Here is a 16,196-nt window from a genome sequence, read left to right as displayed (position 1 = left end):
AAAGCAGCCTATCCTTGGGTGAGGATAGGCTGCCCTTTTCATAACAAGATATCGTGTTCCATGATCACTATTCATACGAGGTTTGAGCCATGTAATCGCTACATAAAGTCAAAAAAATAACGGATCACGTGAAAAAAGACGGGCGAGGTGTAGGTCAAGCTATCCACCCGACTTAAATAGCTTTTTTTCAAAGCATCGAACTTATCATCATCGCCGATTAATAAATCCCGCTTCAGCACGGAAACCGTTAAGCTACCGAAGAAACCGCTCAAGCTGATCAGCATGCCGAAAATAATTCCAAATTTCAGGTCAAACGGCGTCAGATAGGGATAGATAAGATAGGAAGCCGCTATGGTTACGGGAAAAGCGAATGCAAAGCCTTCCCAAGTTATATTGGGATTGGATGTCGGGACGATTTTCCGCTTTCCGAAATAGAGTGATGCTAGATAGTGTACGACATCATTGAGCTGCGTCAGTACCACTAGAAAAAGTACAAGTTTTGCTCCGTATTGCGGCGTAGCAAACTGAAAATAGGCCAGATGACTCAACCCGAAAACCATCAGCATGAGCCCCCATTGGGTCGAACTGACACTGCGCAAAAAACCAACCGTTCCTTTGTTGATCAATCGCGGGAGCGGTAGCAGTAAGAATACATAGATAGGGATAAAGACAATAAACATTCCGTACCACCCGATATAAATCCAATAAAATTGTACGGGAATCGCTAAGTACGCCCATAGAAACAATCTGCGATCAGCTTTTCTGGATCTAATCATGGAAAAGTATTCTTTTAGCGCAAAAAAGGTGAGTGCCATCAAGGAAAGCAGTGAAACGATCGGATTGAAAAGAGTTGCCAAGCAAAAGATAAAGAACATACCCCACCATGTCTTGATGCGAAGCCCAATAGCTGCATAGTCTTTGTCTGGCTGTGTTTTGACTACCACTATATAAATCAGATGGATGACCAATAAGGCTGCGAAAATAAGGATTAACGTTAATAGCGAACTGTCCATTACCACTCACCAACTTATCGCGAAATAGGATTCCATTAAGGTTCCTATGTTATTATGAAGGAATAATTCAAACTTGATAAGGGGAAATTTCGTAAATGGTAGCAGATCAATCCGTCTTTATCTTGCTTACGAATACGGGAACGTTTCTTACGAGAGTCATTAAAAGCTATACGAGAGCGCCATACAATCACGCCTCCATTTCCTTCAACCGGGAACTTTCGGAGTTATACAGCTTCGGGAGAAAGACCCCTAATAACCCTCTGGATGGTGGTTTCGTGAAAGAGGATATTAAGACAGGTACATACAGCAGATTTCCGAATACAACATGTGTTATCTACGAGCTTCAAGTAACCGACCGTGAAGTTGAAAAAATGAAGCGAGTTTTACATGTATTTATCCGAAGTCGTCAAAAATATATGTATAACTTACTGGGTTTGATTGGTATTGCGCTCAAAGAACCAGTCGAGTTCAGCAATTCTTATTTTTGTTCGCAATTCGTTGCGGAAATTTTACAGCGATCCGGCATAAAAATATGGAACAAGTTGCCCGCTCTTGTTACGCCAGACGATTTTCGTCAAAGTGATCGATTCCATTTGATCTACGAGGGGAAATTGAGCGAGTATGATCCTCAAGCTTGAGGACCAGCACCGCATTACTTAAACCTCTTCCGGCACAATTACCTCAATATGACGCGGTAAAATACCAAGCTCGATAGGCAAAGACGGCCCTTCCTCACCATCTACATTCGTACTGACCGGTTCTGCAGAGCTGACACTTACATGCTTTGCGGTAAAGTAAACGATATCACTATGATCCTTCAGGTTGCCTAAAAATAAGGATATGCTGGCCGTCACGGTGTTCAATATATTGAGGTTTTTGAAAATAAAGCAGTGAAGCAGACCATCGTCAACAGCCGCATCGGGCGCCAGTTTCTCGAATCCGCCAACTGAATTGGTCAAAGTAGCCAAAAAGAGTGGGGATTTTCCTTCCCAGATATTGTCATCATAGCGGACGATAAGTGAGTGGGCAGGATGGCTGATAAGCTCTTTCATGCCTTCTTTGAAGTAGGCAAACGTGCCAAACATGGATTTATCGTCTGATGATACAGCTGATAGCGATTCAGCAAGCGAACCTGTGGCAACCACATTGGCAAACATCCGGCCGTTTAAGAGACCCATATCTACGTTTTTCACGCGGGTAGAAGTCAGTGTACGGATCGCCAGCTCGGGACTTAGCGGAATTTGCAAGGCACGGGCAAAATCATTGACTGTCCCCAGAGGAATGACACCCAGTCTTGGACGATGGTCTTGATCAATGAAACCGTTGATTGTTTCGTGAAGTGTGCCATCCCCGCCGATGGAAACGACTAGGTCACAAGCTTCCTCACACGCATTGACGCAAAAACGAGTGGCGTCCAGTTCCTTTGCCGTCTCTTTAACCGTAACAACGTATCCTTGATCACGTAGAATTTCTTCTACGCTTCTGACATGTTGGAGGGATTCCTCTTTGCCGGAAGAGGGATTTACAATAATCATAGCTTTCTTCATATACATGTTCCTTTCTCTGGGGAAAGTCTGGTTACCAACTCTTACCCGAAAAGCAGACCTTTAGACTCTAGATTAGACATGTGTTATATTTTTAGTTACTATATAAAAGTGAATACAATTTGAATGGAGGATTTCATATGAAAATTGCATTAACAGGAGCAACGGGGCAACTGGGTTCCATCGTGATAGATACGTTGCTTACATTTGTCTCCGCAAACGATCTTATTGTTAGCGTAAGAAATCCAGAAAAAGCAGAGAACTTACGGTCTCGTGGTGTTGACGTTCGTCATGGCGATTTTGATAAACCGGAGACGCTGGATCAGGCGTTTGCTGGAGTAGATCGACTGCTGATTATATCCGCAGACGGGGATAATGATACTAGAATCCGTCAGCATAAAGCGGCTGTTGATGCTGCTGTGCGTGCTGGAGTAGGCTTCATCGCCTATACTAGCGCTGCCAATGCCGCTGACAGCACTCTATTCCTTGCGCCCGTACATCGCATCACGGAGGAGTTCATTCGTGAGTCAGGCATTCCTTACTCCTTCCTGCGTAATAATTGGTATCTGGAGAATGAGTCAGGCACGATCCAATCCGTACTCGCGGGAGCTCCTTGGCTAACCTCGGCAGGGTCCGGTAAAGTAGGTTGGGCTACCCGCGCAGATTATGCGCAAGCAGCTGCAACCGTTTTGTCTGGCGAAGGGCATGAGAATACAATATATGAGCTCTCCGGTAAGCCGATTACCCAAGAAGAGTTTGCAGCGGTACTTGCTGAGGTTCTGGGCAAAGACGTACCTGTACAGCAGGTGGATGATGCTACGTATGCCGAGGTTATGCTCGGTGCGGGAGTCCCGGAAGGTGCCATCCCTATTGTGGTCGGTATTCAACAAGCAATTCGTGAAGGAGCCTTGGATGTCGTAAGCAACGACTTCGAGAAGCTGTTGAAACGCCCCCTTACGCCGCTTAGTCAAGGAATTAGTGAACTGATCAAGCAAACCCAAGCATAATAAACGTGCCGTAAAAAAGGATGCTGCCTAGGAAGACAGCATCCTTTTTAATTACATGTTTACCTCTCGGCATTTTCAGCAGACAGAACGCTTACATATAAGATACAACAATACTCAGATTAGTTTCATCGATGAGTGGAATCGTGACGGATTATCCAATATACTTGTAGGGAACTCCAAGGAAGACTTGGAGCAAGCTTGGTCTATCAAGGAAGCTTAGCATAGCAGTAGAATTTGAAAATGAATGGAGTACATAATACCATGTCTAATTTACCAAATTGTCCTGAATGTAATTCAGAGTACACTTATGAGGATCGCAGTCTTTTCATTTGCCCGGAATGCGCTCATGAGTGGTCTACCGAGTCAGAAGCAAGTAGTGAAGACGTAAAGGTCGTCAAAGATGCGAATGGTAACATTCTGCAGGATGGTGACTCTGTAACGGTCATTAAAGACCTTAAAGTGAAGGGAAGCTCATCCGTCTTGAAAATCGGCACCAAAGTAAAAAACATCCGTCTGGTAGATGGCGATCACGATATTGACTGCAAAATTGATGGTTTTGGAGCAATGAAGCTAAAATCGGAGTTTGTAAAAAAGAATTAAAATGTAAGAAAGGAGAAGCCGGGGCTTCTCCTTTTTTATGTTTATAATGGTGCTAACCATACGGTTCCTGTTCCCCTGTACACATTTACTAGCCCTTCGCCGGAAGCAGCCGAGCCCATTTTGGTTTTCCCGGATTTTTCGACGGTGAACTGTAAGGTATTGGACCACATGAGGGCGAAGTTACCATCCACCTTCAGCACATCATTTTGCAATTCTATAACGACCGCTTCTTCGGAAGGGATCGGAGCTTGAAGTGCAAGCACTCCTTTTCCGCGGGCGCTTAAATTAAATAACCCTTCTCCACCCAGTGCAGCAGAGGAAAGATTACTACGTGCAACGACGGATATGTCTAGCGTGGTGTCACAAGCCAAAAACAAGCCGTCTTCGATGGCAATATCGTCATTGTCCACATCAATAAGCCAAATATATTGGTAGGTAGGCTCCAGCATGATGGTACCCGTGCCTTTATAGTGTGGTTTAATGGCACCTGTCCCGGTTACAGCACCGGACACCAAGTTTCGCATTAAGCCTCCAACGCCTTTTACACCGGTAGTCATTTCCATGCTACCCACAGTATATTGCATGGCTCCCGCCTTCATCATAATCTCACTATTGTTGATTTCGATCATGAGTTGTTTGCGGCGCATATTACTTTTGCTCATATAGTAATTGTTTTTCGCAGCCTCCACCGAGGTGGAACTCAAATCTGTTATGTATTCCAGTACCGTAAATCCGCCTAATTGGTCAGTGATGGCAACATTGCTGTTATCCTTTAAATTGTTAATGACAAAAGCCATAAATGTATGTGCCTCCTTGTTGTATTCATGTTGTGGGATGGGAATCTTCTTTATTCCATACAATATTCGACAAAGAGACTTCTTTTCCTGCGGCGAATCTAGACACTTCCCTTGGCTGGTTTTCAGACTCAGAAAAAGAGAGCTTGAAAAAGATGCAAAAAAGGTTCAATATAAAGATATCGGTTTTTAAAATGATTGGCTTCGAAAGCAGCCGTATGAGAATAGGGCATGAAAATAGGGGGTAGAACAAGTGGAGATAGGGATAAGCACGTTTGTAGAAACAACGCCGGATCCCCAAACGGGTGAGGTCATCAGTCATGCACAACGAATACGTGAAGTTGTCGAGGAGATTGTGCTTGCAGATCAGGTAGGGCTGGATGTGTACGGCGTGGGGGAGCATCATCGTAAAGATTATGCAGCATCTGCTCCGGCTGTTATCCTCGCTGCTGCTGCTGCGCAGACCCAACGAATTCGGTTAACCAGTGCAGTTACGGTGCTTTCATCGGATGATCCCGTACGTGTGTTTCAGGATTTTGCTACACTAGACGGCATTTCGAATGGACGAGCTGAGATTATGGCAGGCCGGGGTTCTTTTATCGAATCGTTCCCGTTATTTGGGTATGATTTGGATAACTACGATGAGTTATTCGATGAAAAGCTGGAGCTATTATTGAAAATACGGGAATCCGAGAAAGTTACCTGGAAAGGCGGACATCGGCCGGCAATCAACAATTTGGGCGTGTATCCGCGTCCAGTTCAAAATCCGTTGCCCGTATGGATTGGAAGTGGGGGCAATCAGGAATCTGTGGTTCGTGCAGGCTTGCTCGGATTGCCGCTGGTTCTGGCGATTATTGGGGGTAGTCCTGTACAGTTTGCCCCGTTGGTGGAACTGTATAAAAAAGCCGCTAGGCATGCTGGTCATGATGCATCGCTGCTTCCGGTTGCATCACACTCACATGGTTTTATCGCAGAGACGACTGAGCTGGCAGCGGATAAGTTCTTCCCTTCCACCCAGCAGAGCATGAATGTGCTTGGGCGTGAACGGGGTTGGGGTCCTTACACTCGCTCCAGCTTCGATGCCGCACGCAGCTTTGAAGGAGCGTTGTATGTAGGAGATTCCGACACGGTTGCCAAGAAAATCATCCATCTGCGTAAACAGGTAGGCATTACACGTTTTCTGCTCCACGTACCCGTTGGGACGATGCCGCATGATGATGTCATGAGAGCTATTGAGCTATTGGGAACAGAGGTAGCACCACGGGTGCGTGAAGAGATATCCAAGTGGGAATCCGAGAGTAAATAAGCGGGTTACCTCATAGATAAAAGAGAAAGGAGCAGGCCATGGGGGTGAGGTCGCTCCTTTTTTGGGTTCTAAAAAACTATATGTGAGCTGATAGATCGTTGTTTATTTTGTCCGTTTTTTATGCGTGATGCGTTTCTGTAATTGAGGCTTCCCTTGTTTTAGTCTCTTAGGTGTTGCAGGAACTCTGCGCAAAATAGGTTTCTCTTGGGTTGCTTTGGAAGGCAATGTCATGCGGAGTGTGGAAGATGCAGGTTTTCTTTGACTGCTGCTCGTTACAAAGTTGATAGTATAGTCGAAGACGAACGGGCTAACTGCGATTCTCCGCAGTCCCACGCTTCTACAAGTGGTACAGCCTGTATCCCAGCACCAATTGAAGGCATTCTCAGGAACTTGAGTGAAATATGAACCCCGCCATTCGCGTCCAAAATCATCTTCAGCGTAATAAAAGAACGTATTACCTCCTGCGAAGCCGCTCCACAACTGAACAGTCTGTCCGGGGTTAACGCGGTACCAGCCTGTTTTAGAGTAGTTAACAGGACTACAGCTGAAGTCCGGGTAGGCGAAGACCACAAAGATAGCCGCACTAGTACTGTTGCGAAAATTGAGACCCATTGTCGTCACTTCTTTCCTCATATAGTAATTTACAGTGTATCCTATGAGAGTTTTGAAAGAAGGGAACGGACAGGAGTCTCTTAATCACTAAAATTAAACCATTTGCTGATGTCTATTTTGTGATGTTCATTCATAGATCGCCATTCATTCGTATCTGGTTGATAGATATAATCTTTTTGCCAGGTCGTGATGTTTTCCACGATTGCTCGTAAGGAAGAGGCGATATAGGAGACTTCCTGATTCGTCATCATGGGATGGAGCGACAGACGCACCCAGCCGGGTTTTCGAGATAAGTCTCCCGCATGGATCAGGTCTGTCATTTGTTTAGATGTTTGCTGGTCGATGCCCAGCAAATAATGTCCGTAGGGGCCTGCACAAGAGCAGCCGCCCCGGACCTGAATGCCAAACCGATCATTCAATAGTTTTACAATCAGGTTATAGTGAATATGGCCGACAACGAAAGAAACGATTCCCATTCGTTCTTGGCTGCTTCCTCCTAAAATGTGTAGCCCTGGTATGGTATTCAAGCTTTTTAGTAATAATGATGTTACTTCCTTTTTGCGCTCCAACATGCGGTTGTATCCCATTTGCTCCTTCAGCCGAATGCAGAGCGCCGTTCGAACGGCCTGTAGAAAGGCAGGCGTCCCTCCATCCTCGCGGGCTTCAGTATTATCTTTATACTCGTATCCACCCCAAGGATTGGTCCAGCTAACTGTGCCCCCTCCTGGCTGATCTGGAGCACAATTGAGGCACAGCCTCGAATCCATAATTAAAACGCCGCTTGTACCGGGACCCCCAAGAAATTTGTGGGGTGAAAATACAATCCCATCCAGCTTCTCAAGGGGATCTGTGCGGTGCATGTTGATCTCGGTATAAGGTGCGCTTGCCGAAAAATCAACGAAACAAACGCCGCCATGTTCGTGCATTTTGCGGGCTAGCTGGTAAATCGGCACTTCGAACCCTGTAACATTGGAGCAGGCGGTAAAGGCGCCGATTTTGATAGGGCGATGCCGGAATTGAAGCAGCAGTCGTTCGAGATGAGTTGGATCGACCATCCCGCCAGGACCTGGAGGAAGACACACAACGTCTCCAATGGTTTCTGCCCAGGAAATATGATTGGAGTGGTGCTCCATGTGTGTAACGAAAATAACGGGACGTTCTTTTTCGGCGATGGGGTAGAGGGGCTTTAAATTTTCATGTATTTTCAATCCTAACAGTCGCTGAAGCTTATTCACTGCACCTGTCATACCAGACCCGGCGAACAGGATGATATCATGTTCATTGGCATGAACGTGGCTTTTAATGATTTGTTTCGCTTCTTCATAGGCTTGGGTCATCAGAGTCCCTGTCAAATTAGACTCCGTATGTGTGTTCGCCACAAAAGGGCCTAATTCATTTGCTATTTTCGACTCGATGGGTCCATACAGACGGCCGCTGGCTGCCCAATCCGCATAAATCAGCTTTTTTTGCCCATATGGAGATTCAAAGGTCTGGTGATATCCGATTGTACTTTCACGATACCTTTGGAAATAAGCCTCGTTAGAAGGCTGATACCTACAATTACTGCTTCCAATTCGAGCCATGAGCATACGGCGCCTCCCAAGTCGTTCTGTCTTCTTAGGGTACGTAGGTAGGCCCGAATGGGTTAAAAAAAATAGGCGAGTGTCATCATTTAGTCACAATAAAAGCCTCATCCAAAAGCGGGATAAGGCAGTAGGTCTATCTTATATAAACAACTGCATATCGGATTCGAGCGCATCTTTTAGATACGTTTTGGCCTCGATAATTTCCAGTTCAGGTATAAATTCTTCCGGTTTAAAACCCATAATATCGACCGATAGCTTACAGGCATAAAATTTTACATTTTTCTTTCGCGCTCCTTTCAAGAAATGAATGAGCTTCGGGGCTTCATTATCTTCGATCATTTCCGTCAGCATCAGCTTGCCAAGGCCGCTAAAATTCATTTTGGATAATGGCAGCTCTTCGGGTCCTTTTGGAGTCATCCAGCCCATGATTTTTTCATAAATCGTCTTGTCCTCAAACGTCATCTTGTCAGGGTCACGAACCAGAAATAGTCCCCAGAACGCAAAAAACATCGTCACGTCCACGTCCAATTCCCGTGCCGTATTTGCCAGAATCAGTCCAGCCATTGCCTTATCATAATCGCCGCTGAACATAAGCAGATTCATCCTTTTATCCATAATTCCCGCCTCCATTACCAACAGATATATTCAGTATGGATTTGGGAATGAGAAGTATGCCCAGTTCACATATTGCTCACAATTTATGGAGTGGGTGTTGCCAAGAAATTTTTAGCGTTGCTTTTCATATGGAGATAAAGGGCCGGATGCTTTCTTTCAGTGAAGTGAGCGGACCACCGATCAACTGTTCCAAATCATCCGACGTGGAGCGCGTATCTATTTTGCTCAAGAACCCAAATATCCAATTTTTGATTTGGGGGTCATGACGGAGGGAGACGGATCTGCCTGTAAGCTCGGTCAAAGCTGCTGTCAAGTCTGAAAAGGTCCAGGGACTGGAGGAGACAAATTCATATTTCTTGTTCTTATGGCGGTCTGGATCGGATAGCACTGCTGCGATCCCTCTGGCAAGATCCCAACGCGTGACGGTGTTAAATTTCCACTCTCCAGGGTAAATATCGAGTGCGCCCTTCGCTATGGCGGCGTTCAGGTCAAGAGTTTTGACAAAATCAGTATATAATGCATTCCGTAGAAAAGTGTAAGGAATTCCAGTGGTACAAATGGCGTGTTCTGTAGCCAAATGCAGATTGGAAAGGGGGATAGAGCTGGCTTCAGAAAAGGCAAAGCTGGTGTATAAAATGTGTTCTACTTCACATTTTTTAGCTGCTTCTATGATATGGGTATGTTGACGAATACGAATCGTATCGTCGGGATGTGAACTTGAAATCAACAACAGTTGGGAAGCACCCGCGAATGCTTGCTCAAGTGAATCGGGTTGATCGTAGTCACCCAATCGTACTGTAATTCCCTGTGCCTCATAGTGTTTTCCGGTTTCAAGGTGGCGAACACAAGCGGTAATTTCATGAGGTGAGACTTTTTGAAGGAGCTGTTGTATGATTAGGCTCCCCAATTGACCATTGGCTCCAGTAATAACAATTGACATGGAATATCATCCTTTTTATACAAATGGGATTTTAGTTTAGGACTTAACCAATTGAGTAAAAAAGCTGCATTACGTCCTCTTTAATTTGTTGAGCAGGGAAAGGAGCTGCTTCAATTCCTGATCATTCAACACTTGCATTTTTTCCTCAATCCTCTGCCGGTTTTCGGGTAAATTACGCAGCAGAAGGCTTTGCCCTTCGCTTGTTATAGAAATTACCGATTTTCTACCGTCCATGGGATGGCCTTCCCGGCGAATGAATCCTTCGTTTTCGAGCGGGGTGAGCAGCAGGCTAATATTTGATTTGGTGACACCGATCCTTTGGGCGAGCACAGATGGGAGAATTGTGCCTCCTTCCTTCATGATTTCAACCAGAATTCGAATTCTGGCTCCATTGGTTCCCTTCGAATGCCAGTATTTCTCTGAGACATCGACTAATCCAGCTGTCGTTTCCACCAGTGAAAAGAAAACCAGAGAATGCAGCGGCAAATCAAGTACGTAATCCTGTAGATCTTTCAAACGATCACCACCATAAATGTAGTTAAGTGCTTAACTAATATGAATTTACTAAAGTTCGGCAGTGCTTGTCAAATTAATTTTTTCAGCTCTGATAGGCGGATTCCAAGGTCACTATCGCTGTTGTATCTGTTTGGCCCCGCCGTTACCAATGTCATATCTACAAACCGCTCCTATTCTGTATAATCTCAAGGGGATTCAAGACTTAAGCCTGAGATTGGGAGGATCATGAGAAAGTGAGTATAGAGAACAAATATAAAGCACTTGAACTGGAAAAGCCGGGAATCTACGGGCTGGAGGGACTGGAAGTCGGGGTTACCTCCAATTGCAACTTCAAGTGTGATTACTGCTGCGCGTATCAGCGGAACGACGGGCAATGCATTAGCAGCAAAGAGGTCATTGATATTATTGATGACATTCCAACGTTAAAACGTGTGCGACTGTCCGGGGGAGAAGTGACCTTGAAGTATGAGGATTGTCTGGACATTGTGGCTCACTGCTCAAGCAAGGGCATCGCTACCCAGCTCAATACCAATGCCAGCTTGCTCAGCCCTGAACGAATTGAGAAACTGCGTGATGCAGGACTTTCCAATATTCATATCTCCTTCAACTTCACGGATGCCGATAAATATGCAACCTATTATCATGTTCATCCTCGCATGTATGAGAAAATCGTTCAAAATATCCGGTTATGTACCGAAGCCAAGCTGGAAACGGTGCTGGAGACGTTGCTGTTTGCCGAGACGCAGAACAACATGCCAGCGATTAGCGAAAAGGTATATGAACTCGGTGTGCGCATCCATGAAATCCAAAACAGCATCGTAATGGATCATACCAACTGGAACGCTATTTCCACCAAGGAAGCGCTCGTCCGTTCCGTTCATGACCTGATTGCACATAAAAAGGACGATACTGTGTTGTATTTCACCTGTATGGACCGTTTTGCAGAAGCGCTGGGCTTCAAGGAACAGCCTGGTGTTTATTTTTCCAACTGTGTTGATGGTAAAAAACAGCTCCATCTTCACGGGAACGGGGACATCCTGATCTGTGAGCTATGCCATCCTGTGGTCATCGGCAATATTTATAATGGAACATCCCTAAAGGATATTTACAAAAATAAACCGAAGCAGCTTCAGGAGTTTCTCGACAAACTGCCTTGTCCCGCATATGATGCGCTTTTTCCTGTAGGAAGCAAGCAAATATGATTTGAGATTGTGAGACTATAAGCATCTACCACCCTAACAGTTAGGGTGGTAGATATCCTTCATATAACTCCATGAGTCCTTTATCAATGATTTTAATGAAAGGGTTTACATGTTAAAATATAAAAATATGATCTTCTTATGAAAGAAGGAGTAGATATGAAATATAGAAATGTAGGCAACAGTGGTCTTAAAATTAGTGAAATCGGTCTGGGTAGCTGGTTAACGTACGGTACAGCTGCCGAGCAGGAAGCAGCTCATACCTGTATTGCCAAAGCCTTTGAACTCGGGATTAATTTCTTTGATACCGCGAACGCGTATAACCGGGGAGAAGGCGAGAAGGCTATGGGAGCTGCCTTGAAGCCTTATCGAAGAGAGAGCTATGTGTTATCTACCAAGGTTTACTTCCCTATGGATTCTGGTCCCAATGACAGGGGACTGTCACGCAAGCACATTATGGAGCAATGTGAAGCGAGTCTGAAGCGTCTTGGCACGGATTATATCGACATGTACTTCTGTCATCGTTATGATTCGGGTACTCCTTTGGAAGAGACGCTGCGAGCGCTTGATGACCTTCAGGCTCAGGGTAAGATTCTGTACGCTGCTGTCAGTGAATGGAGTGCTGCTCAGCTCACGGATGCCCATGGGATTGGAAAAAGGCTGAACTTGCGCCCGCTGATTGCTAATCAGCCGATCTATAATATGTTCGAACGTTATATCGAACATGAGGTACTTCCCGTATCCGGGCAGGTAGGTATCGGCCAAATTGTATTTTCGCCTCTGGCCCAAGGTATCCTCACGGGTAAATACAAGCCTGGACAACCTTTACCGACGGGCAGCCGCGGGGCTGATGCCTCTGTCAATAATGTCATCAGCAGTTACATGAACGATACCGTTCTAAACTGTGTCCAGGAGCTGGATAAGCTGGCGAAGGATTTGGGTATTACCCTGTCACAGCTCGCGCTTGCCTGGATTCTGAGAGAACCGGATATCAGCGCTGCACTCATTGGGGCCACTAAACCGGCACAAATCGAAGAAAATGTAAAAGCAGTCGAAGTGACGCTGCAACCGGAGACATGCGTGGAAATTGAGCGGATTCTCAAGCAAGCAGAAGGTTTTGAACCTTTGCGTTAAGCATTTTTAACTTGCTTCAAGCATGGCATAAATACCTGAAACCACACTAAATACAATCCCGCTTACTAAAACAAGGATTTGCTTCTTACTGAGATCCAGCGGATCAAAAAAGATAGGCAACAGCCATTTTAGGCTGATGACAGCCCATAAGCCCTCCAGTAGACCTAGCAGCAACACCTTTTGTCCCCAGTGAAACTTCATTTGTGGTGTTAGCGGACCTTCAAGAAACAGGTCACCTGAAGTATGGAGGTTCCAAGAAACAATAACTACGAATATAAGGAGAGTTAATAGGGTAGACATAATATAGGTGATATCTTTTTTAGCATTTTTCGTGAGTTTCGGCGATCTTTTAAACTCAGGCAAGCCAATCAGGAAAAAGACGATTCCTACGATAATAGCCACGCCTACAGAGGAACAGAGTATGATATTGGCTACGATGCCGATGCCATTGATGATTAATAATAAAATAAGCTCTCCCCCTTTGGGGTTACGATGATAGTTATTTTATTGTACACATAGGAACGAAAATGCTCAAATATTTGGAAAAGCCCCAGCGCTTTCGCCTGGGGCTTTTTTTTGCTTTTTGCCGATTACAATGCTGATTTAATGACCTTTTTATAATACAGGATGGATAGTATCCCGAAAATGGAATATAAGGCGGTGTACAGCACCATAACGATGATCATAGGCATCCAAATTTCAGTTCCAAACAAGAACCAGCCAGATTGAACGGCGAAATAGCTATGTGAAAGGCCAATTACTAGTGGAATGCCGAAGTTAAAGAGTTGTTTTATTTTAATGCCTCTAAGCAGGTCACTTTGAGTGAACCCTAACTTTCTTAACACGGTGTAATTGGCTTTTTCGTCTTCACTCTCATCCATTTGCTTAAAATAAAGGATGCAGCCTGATGTAATGAGAAAGGTCAGTCCTAAAAAGCCAACTACAAACATGATCACTCCCATGTTCCGCTTCTGATTGCTGCTCATTTCAAGGCGTGATGTTTGTTGATCATTAAAATTCGCAGCTGCAAAGAGACGATCGGCTTCTTTGATCTGTTCTGTATTTATCATATCAATTCCAATATATAAGGATGACTTCTTTTGAATCTCAGGATTTGCATCTTTCTTTAGCCGCTCAAAGATACTTTCGTCTACAATGACAGTGGGTAATCCACCGGCTGTGAAATAGTAGGGAATCACGTACTCCTTTTTTAGACCCAAATATTGTTGATGTATGACTTCTTTTTTTCCCTTCAAATCCAATGGACCAAAGTTTTTCAAGGACATAAATTTCTGTAACAGATCATTATAGCCCGTTAAAATCGTTTGACCTGGAGATACATCCGCACCCTCCACAGATTGATCGCTTATGACAGGCAGCGTCATAGAATCGGCACCAACATTTAATTCTTCCAGAGGAGTCTCCATAATTTGCGCTGTCTTCACACTGACTTGAACGATTTCAATTTTCTTCTCACGATACTTTATATCATGCTCATGAAGTAACGCTTTGAATTCCTCCGCATCCGGTACATTCGTCATTGCAAAATGGGAAGGCACATTGTCCTCAGCTGCTTGATCCGCAGAATAATAGGCGATATAGCTTAAGGAAAGTAAACCGATGGCAAGTGCTGATACTGTTGTAATAATGGTCAACAACAAAGCATTGGATTTCATGCGGAACATAATGGATGAGAGAGATAGCACCTCATTAATGTTCAAATAGCCGCCTTTACTTTTTCTGATGATATTGGAAATAAAGCGGATAGATCCTTTATAAAAAAGGAGTGTTCCGATGATGACAGAGCCCAAAATAAACACCATAGCCATAAATAACTCATTCATGGATGTAAAGTCTCCGCCAAATAATTTGGAAGAAACATAGTATCCTAAAGCGATGAATGAAACTCCAATGATCCCGATGATCATCTCATAGATAGATATTTTCTTGATTTTCCCCTCGGTAGTTGAGGTTACTCTGAACAAAGACAAAATACTTTGTCTTTTGATAAAGGAATAATTCATGAGCATGATCAACAGGTAGATGATACCAAAAACGATGAGTGTTTGAGTCAGTGCTTGGTTAGAGAAATATAAAGTGGCAATGGCTTCGACGCCCGTCGTCTTAAATAAAATCATGATCACTAATTTGGAAAAGGAAAATCCAACCCCAATTCCGATGAATAGTGAACTGAAGTATAGAATTAAGTTTTCAGCACTCAGGATGCGAAAAATTTTATTTTTAGTCATTCCGATCAATTGAAATAGGCCAATTTCTTTGCTGCGTCTTTTTATAAAGATATTATTAGCATACAAAAGGAAGATGCAGACAATGGCGACCAGTAAAACGGATGCTGCCCGTATGGAGGCTGCACCTTTAACAGAACCCTTCACTTCGTCCATGGAGGGATCGTATTGTAATGTGACAAAAGCGAAATAGAGCGCAACACTGAAAATGAGAGCAAAAACATAAAGGTAATAATTTTTCAGGTTTTTCTTCAAATTTTTTAGAATGAGCAGATTAATGTTCATATTGGACCCCGCCTAAGACCCCTTGGGTTTTCATGATATCCTGGAAGAAGCTTTGTCTTTCCTGCTCGCCTTTGTGAAGCTGCGTATACATTTGCCCATCTTTAATAAAAATGACCCGACTGCAATGGCTGGCAGCGACAGGATCATGCGTGACCATAATAATGGTTGCCTTGCGTTTTTGATTCAACTGGCCCAGCTTATTTAATAAATCGGAAGCCGACTTGGAATCCAGCGCACCCGTAGGTTCATCGGCAAAAATAATACTGGGCTCATGAATAAACGCTCTGGCCGCAGATGTACGCTGCTTCTGTCCACCCGAAATTTCATTGGGGTATTTGTCCTTGAGCTCATAAATTCCCAGTTCTGTAGCTACTTCCTGAAATTTTTGGTTGGCTTCTTTTTTAGGGGTTTTGGTGATGGATAACGGTAAGAGGATGTTTTCCTTCACAGTTAGCGTATCCAGCAGATTATACTCTTGAAAAATAAAGCCTAAATGCTTTTTGCGAAATTCAGCCAGTTGCTTTTCTTTCATTTTCGTCATTTCGATATCATTGATTTTAATGGAGCCTTGGCTCACTTTATCAATAGAGGAAAGAACATTCAGCAGTGTGGTTTTACCTGAGCCGGAGGCTCCCATAATACTGACAAATTCTCCTTCTTCAATGACGATATCTATTCCCTTCAAAACCTCCTGCATATTTAACTTATTACCGTAACTTTTATGAATTTTATGGGCTTCTAAAATACTCACTTCGATGCACTCCTTATTGTTCTTGTAGCCTTATTATAAAAATAGAGC

The 16,196-nt window shown here is 44.1% G+C and carries 17 protein-coding genes; 6 read left to right on the top strand and 11 right to left on the bottom strand.

Features of this window, described 5'->3' with window-relative positions:
* Positions 1-98 precede the first annotated feature (98 nt).
* A complete protein-coding gene (locus GRP75_RS00550) occupies positions 99-1,013 on the bottom strand; it encodes a phosphatidate cytidylyltransferase (protein ID WP_025719205.1) in 915 nt (304 codons plus the stop codon).
* A gap of 95 nt (positions 1,014-1,108) precedes the next feature.
* Here GRP75_RS00550 and GRP75_RS00545 point away from each other — a divergent pair, with 95 nt between their 5' ends.
* Positions 1,109-1,651 (top strand): hypothetical protein, encoded by a 543-nt coding sequence (locus GRP75_RS00545; RefSeq protein ID WP_023991046.1) that lies wholly within the window; start codon positions 1,109-1,111, stop codon positions 1,649-1,651.
* A gap of 18 nt (positions 1,652-1,669) precedes the next feature.
* Here GRP75_RS00545 and GRP75_RS00540 read toward each other — a convergent pair whose 3' ends face one another.
* Positions 1,670-2,560, bottom strand: a complete 891-nt coding sequence (locus tag GRP75_RS00540) for a diacylglycerol/lipid kinase family protein (protein ID WP_075155097.1) — start codon at positions 2,558-2,560, stop codon at positions 1,670-1,672.
* Positions 2,561-2,697: 137 nt separating this feature from the next.
* On the opposite strand from GRP75_RS00540, the gene GRP75_RS00535 reads away from it, so the two are divergent.
* Positions 2,698-3,564: an SDR family oxidoreductase gene (locus tag GRP75_RS00535; RefSeq protein ID WP_160788333.1), complete on the top strand. Its 867-nt coding sequence runs from the start codon at positions 2,698-2,700 to the stop codon at positions 3,562-3,564.
* Positions 3,565-3,825: 261 nt separating this feature from the next.
* Positions 3,826-4,164 carry a zinc ribbon domain-containing protein YjdM gene (locus GRP75_RS00530; RefSeq protein WP_013312677.1) on the top strand — a complete coding sequence of 113 codons (339 nt, stop codon included), beginning with the start codon at positions 3,826-3,828 and terminating at the stop codon, positions 4,162-4,164.
* A gap of 41 nt (positions 4,165-4,205) precedes the next feature.
* Here the strand turns inward: GRP75_RS00530 and GRP75_RS00525 are convergent, their stop codons facing one another.
* Positions 4,206-4,961, bottom strand: a complete 756-nt coding sequence (locus GRP75_RS00525; RefSeq protein ID WP_068939217.1) for an AIM24 family protein — start codon at positions 4,959-4,961, stop codon at positions 4,206-4,208.
* A 250-nt stretch (positions 4,962-5,211) separates the two neighbouring features.
* Here GRP75_RS00525 and GRP75_RS00520 point away from each other — a divergent pair, with 250 nt between their 5' ends.
* On the top strand, positions 5,212-6,264 hold the full coding sequence (locus GRP75_RS00520; protein WP_134902742.1) for an LLM class flavin-dependent oxidoreductase: 1,053 nt from the start codon (positions 5,212-5,214) through the stop codon (positions 6,262-6,264).
* A 102-nt stretch (positions 6,265-6,366) separates the two neighbouring features.
* On the opposite strand, the gene GRP75_RS00515 is transcribed toward GRP75_RS00520, so the two are convergent.
* The 5 genes from GRP75_RS00515 to GRP75_RS00495 all read right to left on the bottom strand — a co-directional run bounded on the left by GRP75_RS00515 (position 6,367) and on the right by GRP75_RS00495 (position 10,533).
* Complete coding sequence (locus tag GRP75_RS00515) at positions 6,367-6,876, bottom strand: DUF1036 domain-containing protein (RefSeq protein ID WP_160788402.1); 510 nt, start codon at positions 6,874-6,876, stop codon at positions 6,367-6,369.
* A gap of 80 nt (positions 6,877-6,956) precedes the next feature.
* Entirely contained in the window at positions 6,957-8,465 is a 1,509-nt protein-coding gene (locus tag GRP75_RS00510; RefSeq protein ID WP_160788332.1) for an aminotransferase class V-fold PLP-dependent enzyme, read from the bottom strand.
* 135 nt (positions 8,466-8,600) lie between these two features.
* Positions 8,601-9,077: a DsrE/DsrF/DrsH-like family protein gene (locus GRP75_RS00505; RefSeq protein ID WP_023991039.1), complete on the bottom strand. Its 477-nt coding sequence runs from the start codon at positions 9,075-9,077 to the stop codon at positions 8,601-8,603.
* 124 nt (positions 9,078-9,201) lie between these two features.
* On the bottom strand, positions 9,202-10,017 hold the full coding sequence (locus tag GRP75_RS00500; RefSeq protein WP_160788331.1) for an NAD(P)H-binding protein: 816 nt from the start codon (positions 10,015-10,017) through the stop codon (positions 9,202-9,204).
* A gap of 69 nt (positions 10,018-10,086) precedes the next feature.
* On the bottom strand, positions 10,087-10,533 hold the full coding sequence (locus tag GRP75_RS00495; protein WP_160788330.1) for a MarR family winged helix-turn-helix transcriptional regulator: 447 nt from the start codon (positions 10,531-10,533) through the stop codon (positions 10,087-10,089).
* A 233-nt stretch (positions 10,534-10,766) separates the two neighbouring features.
* Between GRP75_RS00495 and GRP75_RS00490 the strand changes: the two genes are divergently transcribed.
* Positions 10,767-11,735 carry a radical SAM protein gene (locus tag GRP75_RS00490; protein ID WP_160788329.1) on the top strand — a complete coding sequence of 323 codons (969 nt, stop codon included), beginning with the start codon at positions 10,767-10,769 and terminating at the stop codon, positions 11,733-11,735.
* A gap of 156 nt (positions 11,736-11,891) precedes the next feature.
* The gene (locus GRP75_RS00485) at positions 11,892-12,866 is read left to right on the top strand and encodes an aldo/keto reductase family protein (RefSeq protein WP_160788328.1); all 975 of its coding nucleotides are present in this window, start codon (positions 11,892-11,894) and stop codon (positions 12,864-12,866) included.
* Between the two features lie 6 nt (positions 12,867-12,872).
* Here GRP75_RS00485 and GRP75_RS00480 read toward each other — a convergent pair whose 3' ends face one another.
* From GRP75_RS00480 to GRP75_RS00470, 3 genes are all read right to left on the bottom strand, one after another.
* Entirely contained in the window at positions 12,873-13,268 is a 396-nt protein-coding gene (locus GRP75_RS00480) for a hypothetical protein (protein ID WP_160788327.1), read from the bottom strand.
* A 188-nt stretch (positions 13,269-13,456) separates the two neighbouring features.
* A complete protein-coding gene (locus tag GRP75_RS00475) occupies positions 13,457-15,397 on the bottom strand; it encodes an FtsX-like permease family protein (RefSeq protein WP_160788326.1) in 1,941 nt (646 codons plus the stop codon).
* Positions 15,387-16,148 (bottom strand): ABC transporter ATP-binding protein, encoded by a 762-nt coding sequence (locus tag GRP75_RS00470; protein ID WP_028540913.1) that lies wholly within the window; start codon positions 16,146-16,148, stop codon positions 15,387-15,389. The genes GRP75_RS00475 and GRP75_RS00470 overlap by 11 nt, the downstream gene beginning before the upstream one ends.
* Positions 16,149-16,196: the final 48 nt, after the last annotated feature.

The sequence above is a fragment of the Paenibacillus sp. OT2-17 genome, from assembly GCF_009827695.1.
GTDB lineage: Bacteria > Bacillota > Bacilli > Paenibacillales > Paenibacillaceae > Paenibacillus > Paenibacillus polymyxa_B.
Note: the sequence above shows the minus strand (reverse complement) of the source record. Positions and strands in the feature narration are given on the sequence as shown.

Coding starts and splice junctions, on each gene's coding strand:
- GRP75_RS00540 (WP_075155097.1), bottom strand. CDS start 2,560: ATGAAGAAAGCTATGATTATTGTAAATCCCTCTTCCGGCAAAGAGGAA.
- GRP75_RS00515 (WP_160788402.1), bottom strand. CDS start 6,876: ATGGGTCTCAATTTTCGCAACAGTACTAGTGCGGCTATCTTTGTGGTC.
- GRP75_RS00505 (WP_023991039.1), bottom strand. CDS start 9,077: ATGGATAAAAGGATGAATCTGCTTATGTTCAGCGGCGATTATGATAAG.
- GRP75_RS00475 (WP_160788326.1), bottom strand. CDS start 15,397: ATGAACATTAATCTGCTCATTCTAAAAAATTTGAAGAAAAACCTGAAA.
- GRP75_RS00500 (WP_160788331.1), bottom strand. CDS start 10,017: ATGTCAATTGTTATTACTGGAGCCAATGGTCAATTGGGGAGCCTAATC.
- GRP75_RS00525 (WP_068939217.1), bottom strand. CDS start 4,961: ATGGCTTTTGTCATTAACAATTTAAAGGATAACAGCAATGTTGCCATC.
- GRP75_RS00545 (WP_023991046.1), top strand. CDS start 1,109: ATGGTAGCAGATCAATCCGTCTTTATCTTGCTTACGAATACGGGAACG.
- GRP75_RS00485 (WP_160788328.1), top strand. CDS start 11,892: ATGAAATATAGAAATGTAGGCAACAGTGGTCTTAAAATTAGTGAAATC.
- GRP75_RS00550 (WP_025719205.1), bottom strand. CDS start 1,013: ATGGACAGTTCGCTATTAACGTTAATCCTTATTTTCGCAGCCTTATTG.
- GRP75_RS00530 (WP_013312677.1), top strand. CDS start 3,826: ATGTCTAATTTACCAAATTGTCCTGAATGTAATTCAGAGTACACTTAT.
- GRP75_RS00535 (WP_160788333.1), top strand. CDS start 2,698: ATGAAAATTGCATTAACAGGAGCAACGGGGCAACTGGGTTCCATCGTG.
- GRP75_RS00510 (WP_160788332.1), bottom strand. CDS start 8,465: ATGCTCATGGCTCGAATTGGAAGCAGTAATTGTAGGTATCAGCCTTCT.